Raw genomic sequence first — 19,182 nt, forward strand, 5'->3', positions numbered from 1 at the left:
TTCAGCTTTCCCAGGCGTTCCTCTAACTCCTCAAAACGTTCATCCAGTCTTGTTTGTAGCTGTTCTAATTCCTCTCTTATATCAGGGGTGTCTACAGTGTCTACAGAACTGTTAACAGAGGTGTCTACAGTGTCTACAAGACTGTTAACAGGGGTGTCTACACCTTGATGGATGGACAGTAGCAGTCTCTTAGCTGCAAGGTTGAGACTTTCACCGGGTTGACATTGCTCTCTAAGCCAGTCCAAGTCACTGTTTGAGAGTCTAAAGCTAATCATTTCACTTGCCATGTATACACCTGTCTACACTACCTGTCTACAGTGTATACGGTAGGTGTCTACAGTGTCTACACTATCTGTTTACTGGTGTCTACACCCTACTAACAGGTAGACTGGATTAAAACATCATTGGCCATGTTAAAAGACTTAAGTTACGGCGCCTTCGGACTGTTGGTGATGATTCAGAAAAAGTTTAGCGATCGCCCATTCCTTCTAAAAGACGTTCTCAATCGGGGTGAGTCAGCCAGCTCAACTAAGAGACTGTTGAGGGAACTGGTAGATGGAAGTTTTCTCTCATCTGGTCAGCTCAGACAATCAGCAACAGGTTACTTCTCAATCCCAAGTTACCGATTGATTCAACCCTTGCCTATTTCCTTTCTGAATGATGAGGCAACAGACCAGTCAGTTAGAGAGACAGTAGAGCTGAGACAGTAGAAAAATTGAGAGTTAAGCATAGAGGTTCAGCACCCTTCTGTTAGAGGGGTGTTTTTTACTGATCCATCACAGTGATCCACTGGATCAGACNTGATGAGGCAACAGACCAGTCAGTTAGAGAGACAGTAGAGCTGAGACAGTAGAAAAATTGAGAGTTAAGCATAGAGGTTCAGCACCCTTCTGTTAGAGGGGTGTTTTTTACTGATCCATCACAGTGATCCACTGGATCAGACTGGTCTGAAATCAGTTTGTAAATGGATCAGTCTCAAACCCTTGACAGGACTAATATCCAGACTACTGATCCACCTGATCCACCTAAAATTCAAATTTAAACTTTTTAATTGATTAAATTGAATAGTAACTGGGGCAATTAGCTAACGGCAAAATGGAGCGAATTTAGGTTTCGCTCCAAATTCGCTCCAAATTCGCTCCAAGCTTACTGAAAAAGGGTTAAGTTGTAGGGCTAAAAGAACGGAGAGGGTGGGATTTGAACCCACGAGAAGCTATTAACTCCTACTCGATTTCAAGTCGAGCGCATTCGACCACTCTGCCACCTCTCCAGTCAATATTTAGTTTTGATCTAAAGGGCAGCGATTTGAGATCGAATACTGCCTCTAATTTCAAAGCTAGTTTAAGATTATAGCATAGATGCTGCTTCAACAACAGGTTGAGGTTGGCGATACAAAATTTCTTCTTCGGCGATGCGAAACTCTGGGTTCACCCAAACTAATTTCGCCTCAGACACCTGACCTGCTTCTAATATCACCAGAGAAAAGTTGCGTTGCTTATCGGTTCCTCTGTCCTCAATACGGTTCACTCTCGCTGCATTTAGATAAACTGTCCCCTCCGAACCCACCTCAACACATTTCCGCAGACGAGTTTTGGTATGGCGAAGATTATGGTGCATATGACCAAAGGTAACTAAGGGAATCTGTTTTCCTAAAGCCCGAGTTTGAGCGATCGCCGAGGCAAAATCCGGATCGCCGTAATCTCCTCCTATCGGTTTCCAATCTTTGCCGCAGGGGTCTTCTGCTGCTTCTCCTAACCCCGTCGGCCCCGTATGACCTAAAAAAATCACTGTATTCTGGGTTGAACTTTGGGCGGCTTCTACGATGCGACGGGTGGAGTCTTCAAAACTATTCACCCCAAACCATTCTTGATAGAATTGACTCTCTCTCCATTCTGGCCCGCCCCAAGTAAAGGGACGACTACCAACCACTGTAAGCCCAAATTCGGGGAAATCTCGCTTTCCGTAACCGACATGGGCTTCTCCCAACAGATCCATTTGCTGTTGTACCCAATTTTCTTTTTCGGGGTCGTAGGGACAATGTTTGCGTCCCCAACTGGTCATCGTATACCAGGCGTCATGGTTGCCGAAAACGGCTGCTTTGGGGAGGTCTAGGGCGGCGATCGCTCTGACGACTTCTACCGCTTCGTTACCATAATCCCCCACAAACAGCACTAAATCTACGCCTAACTGCTTGAGGGCGATCCCGTCTTCTTCCTCCCATTGGTCATGTACATCACCGACAACAGCAATCTTAATGCTTTGCTTACAATTTTGATTCATCTCTTACTCTCTTGCCTCTCTTATTCTACGATAGGCAATTTCAGACCTTTTTTTGAACGGTGGTGTCGATCGCAACAGACAAGTCACCTCGATCTGCCGCATATTTTGGTGAAATCAACTATAATTAGAAGTTACGTTTTGTTAACTCCTGAACCGGAAAGGCACAATTTATGTTCACAACCACACTGTACCGACAAGCGAAATCTGAAACAACCCCTGATGATTTGTTTTCCGCTATTAATGACCTAAAGCGGGAGTTAAACGCGGTTGTCTTGGCTCACTATTATCAAGATCCCGATATTCAGGATATTGCTGATTATATCGGAGATTCTCTCGGTTTGTCTCGTCAAGCGGCTGAAACCAGCGCGGATGTGATCGTGTTTGCGGGGGTTCATTTTATGGCGGAAACGGCTAAAATTCTCAACCCCGACAAATTAGTATTATTACCGGACTTAGAAGCAGGATGTTCACTGGCTGATACTTGTCCCCCTGAAGAATTTGCCCAGTTTAAAGCCCAATATCCTGATCATATTGTCGTCTCTTATATTAACTGTAGTGCGGCAATTAAAGCGATGAGTGATATTATCTGCACCAGTTCTAATGCTGTTGATCTTGTGCGGCAAATTCCCGAAGATCAACCGATTATTTTTGCGCCAGATCGCAATTTAGGCCGTTATGTTATGGCAGAAACAGGTCGAGATTTAGTGCTGTGGGATGGGGCTTGTATGGTGCATGAAAACTTCTCAGAAAAGAAGATTGTGCAGTTAAAAATCCAATACCCGCAAGCTGAAATTATTGCTCATCCAGAATGTGAAGAACCTGTTCTGCGTCATGCTGATTATATTGGTTCAACGACAGCATTATTGAAATATGCTCAACAAAGTGACTGTTCAGAATTTATTGTAGCAACTGAACCGGGAATTATTCACCAAATGCAAAAAGAAGCCAGCAATAAACAGTTTATTCCTGCCCCACCGATGAATAGTTGTGCTTGCAATGAATGTCCGCATATGCGTTTGAATACGCTAGAAAAACTTTATCTGGCGATGAAAAATAGAACCCCAGAAATTACCCTTCCTGAAAATATAAGGCTAGCGGCATTAAAACCTATTCAACGAATGTTAGAAATGAGTCGTTAAATTTCANAAAAAGAAGCCAGCAATAAACAGTTTATTCCTGCCCCACCGATGAATAGTTGTGCTTGCAATGAATGTCCGCATATGCGTTTGAATACGCTAGAAAAACTTTATCTGGCGATGAAAAATAGAACCCCAGAAATTACCCTTCCTGAAAATATAAGGCTAGCGGCATTAAAACCTATTCAACGAATGTTAGAAATGAGTCGTTAAATTTCAAGGGTGGGCAATGCTCACCCGAAACGGTAAAATTGACTTCAGTAATGGCTGCGGGTTTGAGAATAAAATTAGAGCAGTGATAATAAAGGTTGTCACAGCAGCAGTTACAGGATTTTTGAATGAATAATCAGCAGTCGAACCCCAACTCAAAAGGCAGTCGTTGTCTTTGTCAGTGGACGGTGATCCGCCGAGTTTCTCCCCAGAAAAAACAAGGCGAGGAAACAGAGAATTCTATAGCTGATCAAATCTTCCCAACTCCAGAAAATACAACGGGTATACCCGATGATCTCAAAGCGGGAATTGAATATCTCTGCGGCTTTTCTATCGATGATGTGAAAGTTCATTATAATTCTGCTAAACCTGCCGAGTTAGAAGCATTAGCTTATACTCAAGATCAAGATATTTATATAGCGCCCGGTCAGGAACAACATTTACCCCATGAAGTTTGGCACGTTGTTCAACAAATGCAGGGTCGAGTTCAGTCTACTTTGCAGGTTCAAAATACATCCGTGAATGATAATATTCTTCTAGAACAAGAAGCGGATAAAATGGGGGAAAGAGCGAATAAATTTAAGATTGATAAAGAAAATAATATCAGTTTTCCCAAGATAATTAAAGCATTTCAGAATATTATTCAGAGAAAAATTGGGCTAGAAATAGAAGTTCCGATGGATTTACAAAAAGGGACTCTTAAAACAGAAGCGGAAAGAAAAGAAGTCTCTCCCTTTAAAACAAAAAGTCGAGAATTACCCTTTATTTCAGCCAATGATGGATGTATTAAAAAAGGTCAATCTGCTATTATGAATGGTAACTCTTGGAGTCTGACTCCTGATGGTTACGAGGATAGTTGGTATTGTGAATATATTACAGATCCCGTTGATGAGGCGGAAAGCCCCCAAGGATTAACTCGTATTGTAGAAGACCTAAAAAACTGGGTAAGCGAGAATTTAGTAGATTTAAAAACAGGAGAATATATTCAACTCGCTGAAGATTATGTCGTAGGATGGCATCCTTTTCAAAAGGGTAATGAAATATCAGGATCATTTCATGTGACAGCAGGAGTGAGGCTTGATAGAATTTTTGAGATGTTAGAAAAAATTGCCCAAATTAACAATACTTCTCTTGAAAACAATCAGGATTATTATCACGGATTATTGATCGGAAAAGCTGATAAAATTGTGATAGATCAGGCTGTTAATTATACTCAAAAAATAAATGAATCTTTGGAATATAAAGGCTTGGTTGCTTTGATGGGCAGTTATGTTGGGGGTCAGTATCGATTTATCAACCATCAAAATCCAGAAATGAGTCTGAACCCTAAAATCCGAACGGGTAAAATATTAGTTCCCGTTTTAAGCCGAACTAACCTGGGAGAAATTCGACAACAGGTTAAAATTAACAATAAAGAAAAATTCTTGAATTATGTTTTAATGGCGGCAGGAATGACAGAAGAACAAGCGAATGAGCCGCTTTTTCCTCACAGTTTAACCGCCGGAAAAGAAACAGGTCGAAGTATCGACGCTAATCCCAAAATAACTATTTCTGAGTGGGTAAATGGGGTTTTGAATGGCGAAGATCAACAGTGGTCGGATCAAGATTTTTCGATGGAATCTGTTGGCCCAGAATGGAAAACAATTTCTCCAGAAGGGGTTTCTATGACTCATCGAAAGCAGGGTGCAGTTTTGGAAATTCGCAGCTTTGACTCTTACAACCTTCCGGTTGATCAATGGGGAGACTTTACAACTGAGGTGGTTTTGTTGTTTACTAAGCTTAATGAATTGCGTTAATCTACCTGCGATTAATGGAACATCTGATTATTTTTACTCGTTATCCTGAAGCGGGGAAAACGAAAACTCGATTAATTCCCGCTTTGGGGGCAGAAGGTGCGGCTGAATTTCATCGCCTAATGACTGAAAAAACAGTTAAAACGGTGAGAGAATTTGCCGCATCTCATTCGGTTTCAGTTGAAATTCGCTACACAGGCGGAAATTTGGAATTGATGCNGATGCGGCAAATTCTCTCACCGTATTAACTGTTTTTTCAGTCATTAGGCTATGAAATTCAGCCGGCTGAATTTCATCGCCTAATGACTGAAAAAACAGTTAAAACGGTGAGAGAATTTGCCGCATCTCATTCGGTTTCAGTTGAAATTCGCTACACAGGCGGAAATTTGGAATTGATGCAAGATTGGTTAGGGGTTGATTTGCGGTATAATTTGCAGGGAACTGGTGATTTAGGCGATCGCCTGCGAGAGTCTTTTCAAGGGGCTTTAGATCGAGGAAAAACGGCTGTTATTGCCATCGGAACAGATTGCCTTGATCTCAGTGTAGAGATTTTGTCTGAGGCATTTGAGAAGCTAAAACCGGGAAATATTGTTCTTGGGCCAGCAGAAGATGGCGGTTATTATTTAATTGGATTATGTCAGTTAATCCCCGAATTATTTTTAGGCATTAATTGGGGAACTTCTGAAGTTTTTCAACAAACACTAACCGTTTGTGAAACTCTGAATTTATCAGTTGAATTTCTGCCAACCTTAGCCGATATTGATCGTCCTGAAGATTTAAAATAATCTCTCATCGGTTTTTCATCTAAGTTTCGGGTATTTCTCAGACGGGATGATTAAACTATTCAACAATAAACAAATATCAATCTGTTCGTTGTTGCGCTTTAGCGCGATATATAGCAATAAGAAACACTGCATATTCAAGATTTCCTTTGTTGTTCGCAAAATCTATAATGAATGAAGCTANATTTCTCAGACGGGATGATTAAACTATTCAACAATAAACAAATATCAATCTGTTCGTTGTTGCGCTTTAGCGCGATATATAGCAATAAGAAACACTGCATATTCAAGATTTCCTTTGTTGTTCGCAAAATCTATAATGAATGAAGCTATAATTTCTATTATTATTCCTGTTTTAAATGAGGAAAAAACTATCATCTCGGTGCTGTCAAAGCTGCAAAATACTCCTAATCTTGAAATGATTATCGTAGATGGTGGCAGTCAAGACAATACAATAAAAGTCGTCGATAAATTCGGGAAAAATACAAATATTGAAGTGCGAATTTTAGAAACAATTCGAGGACGCGCCCATCAGATGAATATGGGGGCGAAAGCAGCAACCGGAGAGATTTTACTATTTTTACACGCCGACACCCAATTACCCGAAAGGTTTGAGAAATGGGTGCGTCAGGTACTTGATGAACCCAACACTATTGCAGGGGCATTTGAACTTAAAATAGCCGCATCTGTGATCGGGTTACGTTGGGTCGAACAGGGTGTAAAATGGCGATCGCAGTATCTCCAAATGCCCTATGGAGATCAGGGGATTTTTCTCAAAGCGAGTACCTTTTGGGAGATGGGCGGCTTTCCGGAACTGCCTCTGATGGAAGATTTTCAACTGGTGCGTCAGTTACGGCGACGAGGAAAAATTGTCCTTGTCCCTGTGGCGGTGACAACTTCGGGACGACGCTGGCAAAAGTTAGGCGTATTGAGGACAACGTTAATCAATCAAATGATTATTATCGCCTATTTGTTGGGCATTTCTCCCTCAACCCTCGCGAATTGGTACAGAAGTAAACAATAATGAACAAAGATGTGAACTTTTTTAACGCTCCTGTTGATTTGTGCGACTAGATGACGCATCCCTGCGTAAAATAGAAGCTCAAGTTTGCTACAAATTGTCAAACATACAGGAGACAATCAATATGAGTGCGGCTGACGACGCCAGAGATTCAGGGTTTGTTCAACCCTATAAGGGCGATCCCTTTGTCGGACATCTGTCTACACCTATCAGTGACTCCGACTTTACACGGGCATTTATCGGCAATTTACCCGCCTATCGTAAAGGCCTTTCTCCCCTGTTACGGGGCTTAGAAGTTGGTATGGCTCACGGCTATTTTATTATTGGCCCCTGGGTTAAATTTGGGCCATTACGCGATAGTGCCAGCGCCAACTTAGGCGGATTAATTTCAGGAATGGCTCTGATTTTAATTGCTACCGCTTGTCTGTCTGCTTATGGGTTAGTTTCCTTCCAGAAAAAATCTGAAGGTGCTGATTTCCTTCAAACGGATGAAGGCTGGAGTCAATTTGCGGGTGGCTTCTTTATTGGTGCAATGGGCGGCGCTTTTGTTGCCTTCTTCCTGCTGGAAAACTTCTCGGTTGTCGATGATATTTTCCGAGGAATTGTCAACAACTAATTCCCCTCTGAGTTGAATTTTCTTGACTAAGCTTTAACACGGGTTAAAACAACTCAGACCAATTTCGGTTACAATTTGGCTACTGTGAAATAGGAGAATTTAATATGACAGGTTCATACGCGGCTGCATATTTGCCCTGGATTTTGATTCCAGTTGTTTGCTGGTTGATGCCCGTTGTCGTTATGGGTTTACTGTTCATTCACATTGAAAGCGAAGCCTAAAACTCTCGCTTGAACTAACTGAAAAATCCTCCACTAAACAAACAGTTGGGGGATTTTTTGTAGCGTACATCAGACCATAAAATAAGTAACTAAAATATTAACTTGTATCTCTGATGCACCCTGCCCATCTGCGGTTTGCGTCCTTTGAGAATCAGATCGGCTTTTCGGTGATCACGATTGTTCTTAATTCATCCTTCAAATTTAACACTGGAATCTTCTACAATTTCAGTTTGTAAAGCACGGGCATCGGCATCACTTTCATTCGCTACGACCATTAAGCGATTAATAGTAGGCTCGAAAACACGAAAATAGATTTTTAACATTTTATCAAAAGTTAAGTTAATAGTACATTAGTACATTAACTCCGACTCACCATCGGCTTTGAATTGCCGTTTACCACTATAATATTTATCTCGAATTATTTTGGGTTCTTCATATTCAAATAAGTCCGAATTACTCCCCTCTCGTGCCACTTTCAAAGCTTCATCAAGCATATAATCACTATCTTTTCCTAAAACTTCCCTGTTAATTTCTTTATCGTACATTCCCAAAATCAAGATATAGTTCTTTCTTAATCTTTTCACAAGAGGATCGCTTTCCAAAGCTTGATAAACAGCATTAATGTGATCGTCTGTTGTGAACTGGTGTGCAACATGACTCAAGTGAAGCCAAGTTTCTGTAGCCATTAAGCATTCTATGGTTGTACCTTTTGTTGAATATTCAACCATTTTTTCCCATACATACNTTATCGTACATTCCCAAAATCAAGATATAGTTCTTTCTTAATCTTTTCACAAGAGGATCGCTTTCCAAAGCTTGATAAACAGCATTAATGTGATCGTCTGTTGTGAACTGGTGTGCAACATGACTCAAGTGAAGCCAAGTTTCTGTAGCCATTAAGCATTCTATGGTTGTACCTTTTGTTGAATATTCAACCATTTTTTCCCATACATACTTATTTATTGCAGGTAAAAATCGAATTCCCCTAAGAGTAACCGCTCTTATATATTCACTCCAAGATGTTGTTTCATCTGTCATAGATTCACTATAAGATGTTGTCTTATGTTTATAAAATCCTAAAATTTCTACCACTTCAAGTCCTCCTCCTTGACGAGCTAGATTTTCTATAACTTGTAGTGGCTCACGGAAAATCCAAGGTGTATCACAGAGAATATCGACAATTTCTTTTCTAATGTCTTGTAGTCCCAATAAATACAGTCTATTAATAGCAAAACGTATTTGTCTTATTAATGTTCTCTTTTTAAGATTTGCTTGTCTCGGTTCTATACTGTGACTTTCTTGTAATGCTTTTAGTTCGGTTAAATTGTCTTTAAATAGCCGAATAAGTTGATTAATTAATTCATTTTTTTTCTGTATCCAATCACAATTTAGGCTTTCAAAAGTTCTAGCCCAGTTCAAGATAGAATCATTCAAATCATCATAAGGAATTTCTGGAAATACTAACTCTTGCTGATTGTTTAATTTTGTTTTACGCTCTTCAGAATCGAATAAAAATTGATAGACTTTTCTGCTTAAACGGGGTGCATTAACATAAATTTGAATAGAGTTCAAACAGGATTTGAATCGTTTTATTAGATGCCACCATAAATCATCATCATCTGTTCTATAAGACCGTTCAAATTCTCTACGAAGGCTTGAACTTCCAATCCATAACAAATTCGTTAAATCATCAAAATTTTTCTTTAAGTCGTTTANTTGATAGACTTTTCTGCTTAAACGGGGTGCATTAACATAAATTTGAATAGAGTTCAAACAGGATTTGAATCGTTTTATTAGATGCCACCATAAATCATCATCATCTGTTCTATAAGACCGTTCAAATTCTCTACGAAGGCTTGAACTTCCAATCCATAACAAATTCGTTAAATCATCAAAATTTTTCTTTAAGTCGTTTAATAACTGATCTTCTTGTACAGTTTCTAGAAAATCTTCTACCCGAGTATAAATTTCCGTTTTATCTGGATTGAGCTTTAGTCCTAACTCACTTAAAGTTTTTGTTAGTATGTTCAAAACTTCATCTTTATCGTTAGGATCGGGGACAATAATAATCATATCATCCACATATCGATAAAGCGTTGCACCCCACTGATTATCAGTTGGTTGTGAGCCAAATATTGCATCAACATCTTTTAAATATAAATTTGCATAAAATCCCGAGCCAATACTTCCTTGAGTAATCCCTGATCCGATTTCATGTTCATTCAGTTCTTGCTGAAGTAAGACTTTCAGTAACCAACTAATACGCTTACTTTCTGATAATTCTTTTCCTGTCAACTCAGTTAGATGATCCTGTATGATCTTCGTATAAAATGATTCTATATCGACTCGGATAACTACAGCATTTTTATAGTTTTTTGCATTATCGCGTGCATTTTTAATAAAATTANCTAATACGCTTACTTTCTGATAATTCTTTTCCTGTCAACTCAGTTAGATGATCCTGTATGATCTTCGTATAAAATGATTCTATATCGACTCGGATAACTACAGCATTTTTATAGTTTTTTGCATTATCGCGTGCATTTTTAATAAAATTATCGTAAGTGAAGTACCAGTAAGAATAAAAATATTCGATATCATAATTTTTGGAATCAATACGGTAAGCATAGCTATTTCCTTGTAGTCGTGAATAGTTTTGTCCAAGTTTTTGAATGATTGCTACCGATAATATTTCACCTTCAAACCTTGATAAACCTCGGGGACGACCCTGTGATGAACTTTTAACAGATTTATAATTAAGATAGTCCTCGTGATGAGCAACTTCTTCGACATATGCCATAAGTTGTTGTTGAAGTAATTTCAAGTTGTGAGTAAGATTTCTTTCAAATAAGCGAATCTCAACATCATCAAAAAATGACTCATGTAATAGATAATGCCTAGCGTGTACCCAAGCTAATTCTAAATTTTCTAAACTGGTAACTGTTTGCCAATCTTTATCTTTAGCCAAATGCTGATTAGAAATTGTCACAACAGTTAAATAGAAGGTTGAAGGCTTGCCAGGATCTTCGTTTCTCCAGTTAGAACCTTGAGGATTTTTATAGTAAACTTGATATTCTTTTTTATCACATACATTCAAGGTTACAGAATGACACTTTTTGCTAAATTCTTTATCAAGAGCGTCTCCCATCACTTTTACAGGTGTTGAGTCTCTATGTGTACCGATTGTAATTACAGATAATTGATCTATTGGAACTTCCTCAAAAATTTGTCTATAAACAAGGGAATAATTTTTACTGAAGTTAGTAAATTGTTGATTTTTATCAGTTAAAATATCATATTTTTTAAGATTGGCATTTTTATTAAGTTTTCTTTGATATTGTTTTTCTAACATATCAACAACTGTAGAATGAATCATTAAAACTCGAGGCAAAGTGGGGCAATTCCATTCAGTAAGTTGATTTTGTAAATAATCCTTTGCGCTATAACAAGCTTCTAGTACACTATCAGCTATAAGATCAAACTCACAGTTAATATTGAGTGTAGCGAGTTTAGGCTTTAGCTCTGTCATAAACTGGTTATAAATTACCAAAGTAAATTCATTAACATCTATACCCAAGCAGTAAATATTAAGTGATTGACGTAAAATTCCTTCTTCTTTCAGGCGAATTAATGTCTCTAAAAAAGCGATTGATCCGGTTCCTCCTCCACAGCCAATATCAAGAATACATATATTTTTGTTTTGTTCAACCCAGTTCAACAGGTAACTTTTAGTAAGAACCTGATCGAAGGTATGTATCACTTTGAAATAGTGAGCATGAAAGTAAAAAGAAAATTGAGCGGCTACCATTTTTAAGCTTTCTTTCGTGAGCAACTCATCCATCTTTGCTTGATCACGATAAGGATAGGGAACTTGACTATATCCTGTTGCTTCTTCCTGCTGAGAGAGCCACTGATGTACCCCGGTGTAGGCTTCTTGAATCAAAGGATGAAATGATCTGGGTTCTGTCATTGTTGATTTTAAAGTCAATCTGCGTTATAGTGTTTGTAGAGATTCACTGGGTGAATTCAATGAAAATCATCAGTGCTAGTCGTCGAACTGATATCCCGGCTTTTTACTCTCAGTGGTTTCTCAACCGCATAGAGGCTGAGTTTTGTCATCGACTCAACCCCGTGAGTAAACAGGTTTATCGAGTTTCGCTTCGACCAGAAGACTGTTTAGCAATCGTATTTTGGACGCGATACCCCAGACAATTAATGCCTTATCTTGATTTGCTCAAAAATCGAGGCTATTGTTTCTACTTTCATTTCACCATAACAGGATACAAAAAAGCAATAGAGAACCATAATCCTCCCTTAAAATTGGCGATTCAAGCCTTTCAAGAACTCTCTCAACAGCTTTCATCTCATCAAGTCCAGTGGCGCTACGACCCGATTATACTGAGCAATATAACACCTGAATCCTATCATTTAGAACAGTTTGACTATCTCAGTCAGCAGTTGGAGGGTTACACCCAACGCTGCTATTTTTCCTTTGTTGATTTTTATCAAAAAACCGAACGAAATTTAGGCAAAGTTGCACGACAAAATCAAATCCAATTTCAACATCCAACGTTAGAAAAGCAAAAGCAACTGGTTGAAAAAATACGGGATATTGCTACATCAAGAGGAATCACGTTGTATTCTTGCTGTAATGATCAACTTGTAGGTGAGGGAGTTGAAAAAGCACATTGCATTGATTTTGATCTGCTGCAAAAATTACAACCTGATATTCATCATCGCTTAAAAGCTGCACCAACTCGACAGGATTGTGGTTGTGTTGAATCTGCCGATATAGGTGTCTATGAAACCTGTACTTTTGGATGTCAATACTGTTATGCTACGAATAACCATGAAACTGCTGTGAAGCGTTTACAGGAACACGATCCAAGTGATACAGTTCTCTGGCGACCACCTGAATTATTTGGGATTGACTTGATCACACGAGAGTATACCAAGAAGCAGAAAAAAACAGAAATAATTAATCCTTTTCTTTTCTAAAAATTGTCAAAATACTCGCCAATTTTGGTTATAAAATAATAGGGGTTAAACTAAATCTGAAGGTTTACCCCCATCCACCTCAACAACCACTAAATCCTCAGAATAAAACCATTTTATCTTACCTTTGCGATCGCAAACTGCCACTAAATGATAATGGTCTTCTTCTTCAATTGCTGTTAGATTCCAAGGGGGACTACTGCGAGATGATTTATAAATACCGAACCCAGTTCCCATTAAAATATAACGCTTTCCACTTTCTTGATGTTCAACGATAGTTGCCATGTTGACTCACGCCTTAAGTTAATGAGATAATTTAATTTTAGTCTAAAACGTTTCCAAAACTCTAGATAAATTTTATTTTTTCATCACAATATTCTGTCATCTGGCACACTTAGTTTTCACTAACGATACAGGAATCAGGTAACTCAATTAACTTGTTTTTTGAGGATAAACCGGATTTAATAATAACTTGAGATTTGGGGATATTAAACTGTTTGGCTAAGAGTTTGATTAACTCTTGGTTTGCTTTCCCATCAACGGGAGGGGATTTCAGATGAATTGTCAAACAGCCATCTTCTTCTTTTGTAATGGATTGTTGTTTAGAATTGGGTTTAACTTTTACTTGTAAAATCGTCAAAATCAAGCCTCCTTTACTCGACTAAATCTATTCTCATTTTACCCCATTTTTTAATAGAAAAGACCGATAATAATTTAAAAATTTGTATTGACTTTTGCAATAATTTAGGGTGGACAGAATATCCACCCCTGGAGAATTGGGTAATTCCCGGAATTTCGGTAATTTACAAGCCGTTACGCGCCCAAACCACCATTGAAATGGAGAAGGTGAACACAACCAAAACCGCAACCCAACCTAATGAGAGAATATCCATAACAGTCTACTAACGTAATGATCACTAAATTGTTTCAGGTCTGATCATATCTCGAAATCGGCTCAACAGCGCAAATTTTTTGCAAGTTGAGATCACAAGCGCCAGGCTAAGAAAGCTTCAAGGTTGTGACTCGGTTGGAGGTTTCAGAGACACTGACACTCAGTAGTTTAACATGAGGTTCAACCGCTATCTGAGCAAAATACAAGCACATTTCTTCTGTGGTTCCGTGAGGACATAACGGATGTTCGTTAATTTTTTCAGGAAGTTGTTCCGCCCAAATATACAGTTTATTTTCCATTTCAACCATATCTAACCCATACAAATCTCCGGGCTGACAAAGAGCGGCGAGTTCGAGAATAATTTCAAAGGTATGATAATGAAAATTTGTCCAAATCGGCGGATTACAATGTTGGCGGCGTAGAGTTGCTTTAATCGTATAATTAAACGTTACAGGCTGATGATGAACTTGATTTTCAAGCGAAATTATCCCTTGATAGGGAATCGTTTGGCTGTGTTTAAGAGAGGCTGGATAGTGCCAACGAGAGTCGCTCATTTTTGATTAGTNATTTCAAAGGTATGATAATGAAAATTTGTCCAAATCGGCGGATTACAATGTTGGCGGCGTAGAGTTGCTTTAATCGTATAATTAAACGTTACAGGCTGATGATGAACTTGATTTTCAAGCGAAATTATCCCTTGATAGGGAATCGTTTGGCTGTGTTTAAGAGAGGCTGGATAGTGCCAACGAGAGTCGCTCATTTTTGATTAGTCTACACCCACATATTTATGTAACTGAAGCGAGAGTCGATAGTAAGGATATTGTTTGAGTAAGTCTAAAACGAGAGGTAAAGTGTAATCGCGTTGCGTCCATTCTGGCTGGAGAAATACAGGAATTTGAGGTTTTTTGGGTAAATATTGAGCATAATATTTTACTTCTAAACCCGTTTCAATCACCAATTTAATTTCGGAAGCTCGTTCCCACATTTGAGCAACAACGGGATACTGAGGACTAATATGTTCTTTCGGGCTTAGTGTTACCCAAACGGATGAAGAAATCGCTTGCCAAAATGACCCAGACGTTTCAATAGAAACCGTGCGATCAGTTGCTTCAATACACTGGACTAAATCGGGAAGTTGAGGATAAATAAACGGTTCACCCCCAGAAATCACCACTCTTGGCGATCGCAATTCAGCAATTAATTCGTTAAAAGAACGAACATTTCGAGGTAAACCCACACCCCCGTTTGCATAGCCCGTATCACAATAATGACATCGAACCGGACATCCGGCTAAACGAATAAAATCGACAGGCGTTCCCGCCCAATATCCTTCTCCTTGAATCGTATTTTGAAACGTCTCATGGATGGCAATTTCATTCATCAACGTTGTCAAACCCTTCTCCAACTCACGATTCTATCTACCACTTATTTTAGCTTTGTATCCCAACTTTGTGAGCATCTCGAGTAACTTTTGAGCGTGATCACCTTGAATTTCAATCGTATCCTCTTTAAGCGTTCCCCCTGAACCGCAGTGAGTTTTAAGCTGTTTGACTAATTTCTCTAAGGTTTCATTAGAGGTTTGAAACCCAGAAATCACCGTTACGGTTTTTCCTTTTCGTCCTTTGCGAGACGCTTCAATCTTCAAATTTTGTTGAGCTGGGGGTAAATCCGGTTTAGCCCTTTCAAGAGCAGCAGAATCAGTATTCTGACCAAATTCTGAATAAATAACGCGATTTTTTGAGGAATTTTGAGCTGAATTAGAGTTTTGCTTAGATGCCATATGTTTTAAAAATGATAATTCAAACTTACTCAGAAAACTCACTCTAGAGGTTTCACATTCCCCCTGATTATTTCATACTATGTCCGGTTGATTAATTCTGTTATGGGGGTAGTAGGGCGGGTTTATTTAAATTCTTGAACCATCAGACAGAGAGCTGGGCTGAACCCGCCCCTACGCTTGAAGTCATTAATTAATCGGACATGAGATAAAACATCAATGGGGGAAACGATTAAACCTGCTAACATTAGTAAATCGCAGCGTTTACCCGACTCTTGCTATTTGCCTCTTCTAAAATAGCACCCTGCTGTTTGAGCGAACTCGCCACATCAAATGCTAAACCCATTGCTTTGATAAAAACCGCATCATGCACGATAGCGCCCATTAAATTTGTTCCTTTAAGATTTGCGCCTTTGAGATTGGCATGAGCGAGAGTCGCGTTAACAAGTTCCGCCTTTAAAAGCGTCGATTGACTCAAATCAGCATAACTCAAATTCGCACCTGTTAAAATTGCACCACTTAAGTCAGCACCATGCAAGTCAGCGCCACTCAAGTCTGCGCCCGTCAGATCCGCTCGGGTGAGGTTAGCGCCGCTGAGGTTCGCGCCACTGAGGTTCGCGCAATACAAATTCGCTCCGATCAAATTGGCGTTAAACAGACTCACGCCTAACAAGTTGGCGCGAAATAAGTTAGCACGGAATAAGTTAGCACGGAATAAGCTAGAACCACTGAGGTTAGCGTTACTGAGTTCAGCTCGAAATAAGTCAGCATCGCGAAAATTTCGTTCTCCTGACGCATAGCGGGCTAAAAGTTCGTCACTATTCATTGTTTGTGTCTTCATGTTTGAGAGTCTATCTATTTCAATTTTGCAGCATTTAACCTGTACAAAATAGCCAAGCCGCTAAATGCCCAACAGTATAACATTACCGAAAACGATAATCGGCATCAAAAACCGACATTTTTGAGGGGTTTGATCAACCTCTATAACTACATTCTAAGTGATTGTGATCAACTTGAGCGGCTTAACTGAATGATTGATAATTTTTAGTATTTGTTAACAACTCGTTGGAGATTTCCAGGTTTGATTTTGCTGGACTAAAGTATGAGCTTGCCAGCTTGAATCAATTTGCGGATAATCTTGACGATAATGACCCCCTCGACTTTCTTTTCGGAAAGCAGCACTTCTGAGAATCAAATATCCAATATCAAGCAAGTTACAAGTTTCTCCCCAAATTCTCAAATGAATCGGATCAATTGTTGTCTTTTCAAACTTGATTATTTGTCCAGGTTCAAGAGTTAATAACGCTTTGCTCACGCTTAAGTTGAGGAAAAGATGACGCCAAGCTTCAACTTGAGTAATCGCTTCATCTAACATTTGTTGATCTCGGCAGATTCCTGCACTTTGCCAGACTAAATCCGGTAACTGTATTCTAATACTTTTAATTTGATCATAGTCTTCCAGCCAGTTTAAAGGAGTGGAAAATTCCAGGTTTTCTTCAGGAACGAGTAAATCAAAAGCTGTTGAGCGATCGCCATTCAGGTGAGTCATTTGAGCGCCATAAACCAAACATTCTAACAGAGAATTACTCGCCAACCGATTAGCCCCATGTACACCCGTGCTAGCCGTTTCACCCACTGCATACAAACCCGGAATAGAAGTTTGATTGTTCAAATCTGTGACAATTCCTCCCATCCAATAATGAGCCGCAGGAGAAACCGGAATCGGTTCATCAAACAGATTAATTCCCCACTGTTGACAAACTTGAATAATATTTGGAAATCGAGAGCGAATTTTTTCGGGAGGAATCGGACGTAAATCTAACCAAACATTTTCACTTTGCGCCCCAGGAATTGAGCGCATTTTCTGTAAGTGATTAAAAATCGCTCGACTGACAATATCTCTCGGGGCGAGTTCTCCGTCTGGGTGATAATCAAAAGCAAACCGTTTTCCTTGATCATCGATTAAATGAGCGCCTTCTCCGCGAACCGCTTCACTAATTAGAAATCGAGGCGCACCTGATATTTTTAAAGCAGTCGGATGAAACTGAAAAAACTCTAAATCCCGCAGTAACGCACCTGAGCGCCAAGCCATCGCCACTCCATCACCCGTACTCACACTGGGATTGGTGGTTTGAGAAAAAACTTGTCCACCGCCGCCCGTTGCTAAAACCACTGCTGATGCTCGTATCCACCGCACTTGGTTATCATAGATGACACTAATCCCTTGACAATGTTGCGTTTGGGGATTTAGCCACAACTTTAAGGCAAAAGCCGGACAAACAAGCTGAATATTTGGGCGTTCGAGAACTTTAGCCCCTAAAATGCTGACAACCGCTCGACCTGTTGTATCGGCGGCATGAAGCACACGATGACGAGAATGGGCTGCTTCCAGGGTCAAAGCTAAATTCTGTTGGTGTCGGTCAAACACAACGCCCATGTCTACCAAGCGATGAATACATTCGGGGGCTTGAGAAACCAAAAATTCAACCGCCGACCGTTCACACAGACCTGCTCCTGCTTTCAAGGTATCCTCTAAATGAAGGTCAGGAGAATCATCAGAAGAAATGGCGGCGGCGATTCCTCCCTGCGCCCAATCACTAGCAGAAAGGGAAAGGATGTCTTTATTCACCAAACCCACCTTGAAATGGGTCGGTAAACACAAGGCAGCATATAAACCTGCGGCTCCCGCTCCAATAACCAACACATCAAAATAGTCGGGTATGTTGGCAGCAGGTAAGGGGTCAAAATGGGTCATGGATTCAAATTCAGGGTCACGGTAAGGGATCGGTTTTGACGAGAGATTGTAACTATGAGCGGATATTGTCTAACCACACGTTTCGCGAACGAATTGCAATCAATCATAACAATCGAGCGATCAGACCGGACACCTGAATCTGAAATTTCAGTTTGTCTAGTCGTAGGTTCCGGTGTTTAAGCGGAAATCTCCTTCCTGTAGAACAGAAGTCACTGGAGTGACTGTAAATTCATCTAAATAACTTTCCAGGATTTGCTTTTGACGCTCTGTTAATCCCTCCATATTCAGGACATCCTCAACCGAATCAAACGGAGCTTGATCGATAATCATTTTGGCGAGAGTGGGATACATCCCCCGGAATTGTCTAAATTGTCGAATCGAACCATTGTTGAGATCGATCTTCTCTCCAAATTCGCCTAACTTTTCGTCAGCCCGATTTCTTCGTTCTTCAACTGCCAAAATTGGGGACACAATAGGTAGCTGAGTCAGACTCAAGTTTGCAGCATCAGCATTCTCCTGTCCAACCCATCCCAGACAACTTATTAATAAACCCACTAGGACTAACAAACGACCTAATCGTTTCATTGAGACTTTTCTCCCAACTGATCTAAACAGCATTGACAAGTATCTCGTGACAAACTCCACGCCGATTGGCAATGGATCTATTCCAGGTGATTGCAGTCACCTTCATGCAGTCATTACTC

The 19,182-nt window shown here is 39.8% G+C and carries 18 protein-coding genes, 1 tRNA gene and 2 pseudogenes; 8 read left to right on the top strand and 13 right to left on the bottom strand.

Annotated elements, in window-relative coordinates; genetic code table 11:
* The 3 genes from WN50_RS08310 to WN50_RS08325 form a co-directional block, all read right to left on the bottom strand.
* Positions 1–287 (bottom strand): hypothetical protein (locus tag WN50_RS08310; protein ID WP_046278577.1); only part of this gene is annotated, 287 nt, incomplete at its 3' end.
* An 895-nt stretch (positions 288–1,182) separates the two neighbouring features.
* Positions 1,183–1,270, bottom strand: a tRNA-Ser gene (locus WN50_RS08320).
* A 77-nt stretch (positions 1,271–1,347) separates the two neighbouring features.
* Positions 1,348–2,280 carry a TIGR04168 family protein gene (locus WN50_RS08325; RefSeq protein WP_046279726.1) on the bottom strand — a complete coding sequence of 311 codons (933 nt, stop codon included), beginning with the start codon at positions 2,278–2,280 and terminating at the stop codon, positions 1,348–1,350.
* Between the two features lie 170 nt (positions 2,281–2,450).
* Between WN50_RS08325 and nadA (WN50_RS08330) the strand changes: the two genes are divergently transcribed.
* From nadA (WN50_RS08330) to WN50_RS08360, 7 genes and pseudogenes are all read left to right on the top strand, one after another.
* On the top strand, positions 2,451–3,419 hold the full coding sequence (gene nadA / locus WN50_RS08330) for a quinolinate synthase NadA (protein ID WP_046279727.1): 969 nt from the start codon (positions 2,451–2,453) through the stop codon (positions 3,417–3,419).
* Positions 3,420–3,426: 7 nt separating this feature from the next.
* Positions 3,427–3,629 (top strand): annotated as a pseudogene (nadA, locus tag WN50_RS31935) (quinolinate synthase NadA); the annotation flags it as partial.
* Between the two features lie 125 nt (positions 3,630–3,754).
* Positions 3,755–5,422 (top strand): eCIS core domain-containing protein, encoded by a 1,668-nt coding sequence (locus WN50_RS30835; protein WP_053221461.1) that lies wholly within the window; start codon positions 3,755–3,757, stop codon positions 5,420–5,422.
* Positions 5,423–5,694: 272 nt separating this feature from the next.
* Positions 5,695–6,204, top strand: coding sequence for a TIGR04282 family arsenosugar biosynthesis glycosyltransferase (locus WN50_RS08345; protein ID WP_281062869.1), 510 nt, complete (start codon positions 5,695–5,697; stop codon positions 6,202–6,204).
* Between the two features lie 316 nt (positions 6,205–6,520).
* On the top strand, positions 6,521–7,225 hold the full coding sequence (locus tag WN50_RS08350) for a TIGR04283 family arsenosugar biosynthesis glycosyltransferase (RefSeq protein ID WP_046279729.1): 705 nt from the start codon (positions 6,521–6,523) through the stop codon (positions 7,223–7,225).
* 121 nt (positions 7,226–7,346) lie between these two features.
* Positions 7,347–7,838, top strand: coding sequence for a photosystem I reaction center protein subunit XI (locus WN50_RS08355; protein ID WP_046279730.1), 492 nt, complete (start codon positions 7,347–7,349; stop codon positions 7,836–7,838).
* Positions 7,839–7,942: 104 nt separating this feature from the next.
* Complete coding sequence (locus tag WN50_RS08360) at positions 7,943–8,059, top strand: photosystem I reaction center subunit VIII (RefSeq protein WP_046279731.1); 117 nt, start codon at positions 7,943–7,945, stop codon at positions 8,057–8,059.
* 1,716 nt (positions 8,060–9,775) lie between these two features.
* Here the strand turns inward: WN50_RS08360 and WN50_RS37415 are convergent.
* Positions 9,776–10,459, bottom strand: a pseudogene (locus tag WN50_RS37415) (reverse transcriptase domain-containing protein); the annotation flags it as partial.
* Positions 10,460–12,088: 1,629 nt separating this feature from the next.
* Between WN50_RS37415 and WN50_RS08380 the strand changes: the two are divergent.
* A complete protein-coding gene (locus WN50_RS08380) occupies positions 12,089–13,057 on the top strand; it encodes a DUF1848 domain-containing protein (protein WP_046279748.1) in 969 nt (322 codons plus the stop codon).
* Between the two features lie 45 nt (positions 13,058–13,102).
* On the opposite strand, the gene WN50_RS08385 is transcribed toward WN50_RS08380, so the two are convergent.
* The 9 genes from WN50_RS08385 to psbU form a co-directional block, all read right to left on the bottom strand.
* The gene (locus tag WN50_RS08385) at positions 13,103–13,339 is read right to left on the bottom strand and encodes a hypothetical protein (RefSeq protein WP_046279733.1); all 237 of its coding nucleotides are present in this window, start codon (positions 13,337–13,339) and stop codon (positions 13,103–13,105) included.
* 109 nt (positions 13,340–13,448) lie between these two features.
* On the bottom strand, positions 13,449–13,694 hold the full coding sequence (locus WN50_RS08390; protein ID WP_046279749.1) for a DUF167 domain-containing protein: 246 nt from the start codon (positions 13,692–13,694) through the stop codon (positions 13,449–13,451).
* A gap of 163 nt (positions 13,695–13,857) precedes the next feature.
* A complete protein-coding gene (petN, locus tag WN50_RS31940; protein ID WP_071941453.1) occupies positions 13,858–13,947 on the bottom strand; it encodes a cytochrome b6-f complex subunit PetN in 90 nt (29 codons plus the stop codon).
* 106 nt (positions 13,948–14,053) lie between these two features.
* Entirely contained in the window at positions 14,054–14,500 is a 447-nt protein-coding gene (locus tag WN50_RS08395; protein ID WP_235440878.1) for a 6-carboxytetrahydropterin synthase, read from the bottom strand.
* A 212-nt stretch (positions 14,501–14,712) separates the two neighbouring features.
* Positions 14,713–15,327 (bottom strand): 7-carboxy-7-deazaguanine synthase QueE, encoded by a 615-nt coding sequence (locus WN50_RS08405; RefSeq protein WP_046279734.1) that lies wholly within the window; start codon positions 15,325–15,327, stop codon positions 14,713–14,715.
* Between the two features lie 33 nt (positions 15,328–15,360).
* On the bottom strand, positions 15,361–15,726 hold the full coding sequence (locus WN50_RS08410) for a translation initiation factor (RefSeq protein ID WP_046279751.1): 366 nt from the start codon (positions 15,724–15,726) through the stop codon (positions 15,361–15,363).
* A gap of 244 nt (positions 15,727–15,970) precedes the next feature.
* Complete coding sequence (locus WN50_RS08415) at positions 15,971–16,549, bottom strand: pentapeptide repeat-containing protein (RefSeq protein ID WP_046279735.1); 579 nt, start codon at positions 16,547–16,549, stop codon at positions 15,971–15,973.
* A 228-nt stretch (positions 16,550–16,777) separates the two neighbouring features.
* Positions 16,778–18,478 (bottom strand): L-aspartate oxidase, encoded by a 1,701-nt coding sequence (gene nadB, locus WN50_RS08420; protein ID WP_046279736.1) that lies wholly within the window; start codon positions 18,476–18,478, stop codon positions 16,778–16,780.
* A gap of 156 nt (positions 18,479–18,634) precedes the next feature.
* The gene (psbU, locus tag WN50_RS08425; protein WP_046279737.1) at positions 18,635–19,063 is read right to left on the bottom strand and encodes a photosystem II complex extrinsic protein PsbU; all 429 of its coding nucleotides are present in this window, start codon (positions 19,061–19,063) and stop codon (positions 18,635–18,637) included.
* Positions 19,064–19,182: the final 119 nt, after the last annotated feature.

This window comes from Limnoraphis robusta CS-951 (genome assembly GCF_000972705.2).

What these genes read in the sequence shown, in the direction of transcription:
- nadA (WP_046279727.1), top strand. Translation starts at nt 2,451, where the DNA reads ATGTTCACAACCACACTGTACCGACAAGCGAAATCTGAAACAACCCCT.
- WN50_RS08360 (WP_046279731.1), top strand. Translation starts at nt 7,943, where the DNA reads ATGACAGGTTCATACGCGGCTGCATATTTGCCCTGGATTTTGATTCCA.
- WN50_RS08380 (WP_046279748.1), top strand. Translation starts at nt 12,089, where the DNA reads ATGAAAATCATCAGTGCTAGTCGTCGAACTGATATCCCGGCTTTTTAC.
- WN50_RS30835 (WP_053221461.1), top strand. Translation starts at nt 3,755, where the DNA reads ATGAATAATCAGCAGTCGAACCCCAACTCAAAAGGCAGTCGTTGTCTT.
- WN50_RS08410 (WP_046279751.1), bottom strand. Translation starts at nt 15,726, where the DNA reads ATGGCATCTAAGCAAAACTCTAATTCAGCTCAAAATTCCTCAAAAAAT.
- nadB (WP_046279736.1), bottom strand. Translation starts at nt 18,478, where the DNA reads ATGACCCATTTTGACCCCTTACCTGCTGCCAACATACCCGACTATTTT.
- WN50_RS08415 (WP_046279735.1), bottom strand. Translation starts at nt 16,549, where the DNA reads ATGAATAGTGACGAACTTTTAGCCCGCTATGCGTCAGGAGAACGAAAT.
- WN50_RS08405 (WP_046279734.1), bottom strand. Translation starts at nt 15,327, where the DNA reads ATGAATGAAATTGCCATCCATGAGACGTTTCAAAATACGATTCAAGGA.
- WN50_RS08355 (WP_046279730.1), top strand. Translation starts at nt 7,347, where the DNA reads ATGAGTGCGGCTGACGACGCCAGAGATTCAGGGTTTGTTCAACCCTAT.
- WN50_RS08350 (WP_046279729.1), top strand. Translation starts at nt 6,521, where the DNA reads ATGAATGAAGCTATAATTTCTATTATTATTCCTGTTTTAAATGAGGAA.
- WN50_RS08325 (WP_046279726.1), bottom strand. Translation starts at nt 2,280, where the DNA reads ATGAATCAAAATTGTAAGCAAAGCATTAAGATTGCTGTTGTCGGTGAT.
- WN50_RS08385 (WP_046279733.1), bottom strand. Translation starts at nt 13,339, where the DNA reads ATGGCAACTATCGTTGAACATCAAGAAAGTGGAAAGCGTTATATTTTA.
- WN50_RS08395 (WP_235440878.1), bottom strand. Translation starts at nt 14,500, where the DNA reads ATGAGCGACTCTCGTTGGCACTATCCAGCCTCTCTTAAACACAGCCAA.
- psbU (WP_046279737.1), bottom strand. Translation starts at nt 19,063, where the DNA reads ATGAAACGATTAGGTCGTTTGTTAGTCCTAGTGGGTTTATTAATAAGT.
- petN (WP_071941453.1), bottom strand. Translation starts at nt 13,947, where the DNA reads ATGGATATTCTCTCATTAGGTTGGGTTGCGGTTTTGGTTGTGTTCACC.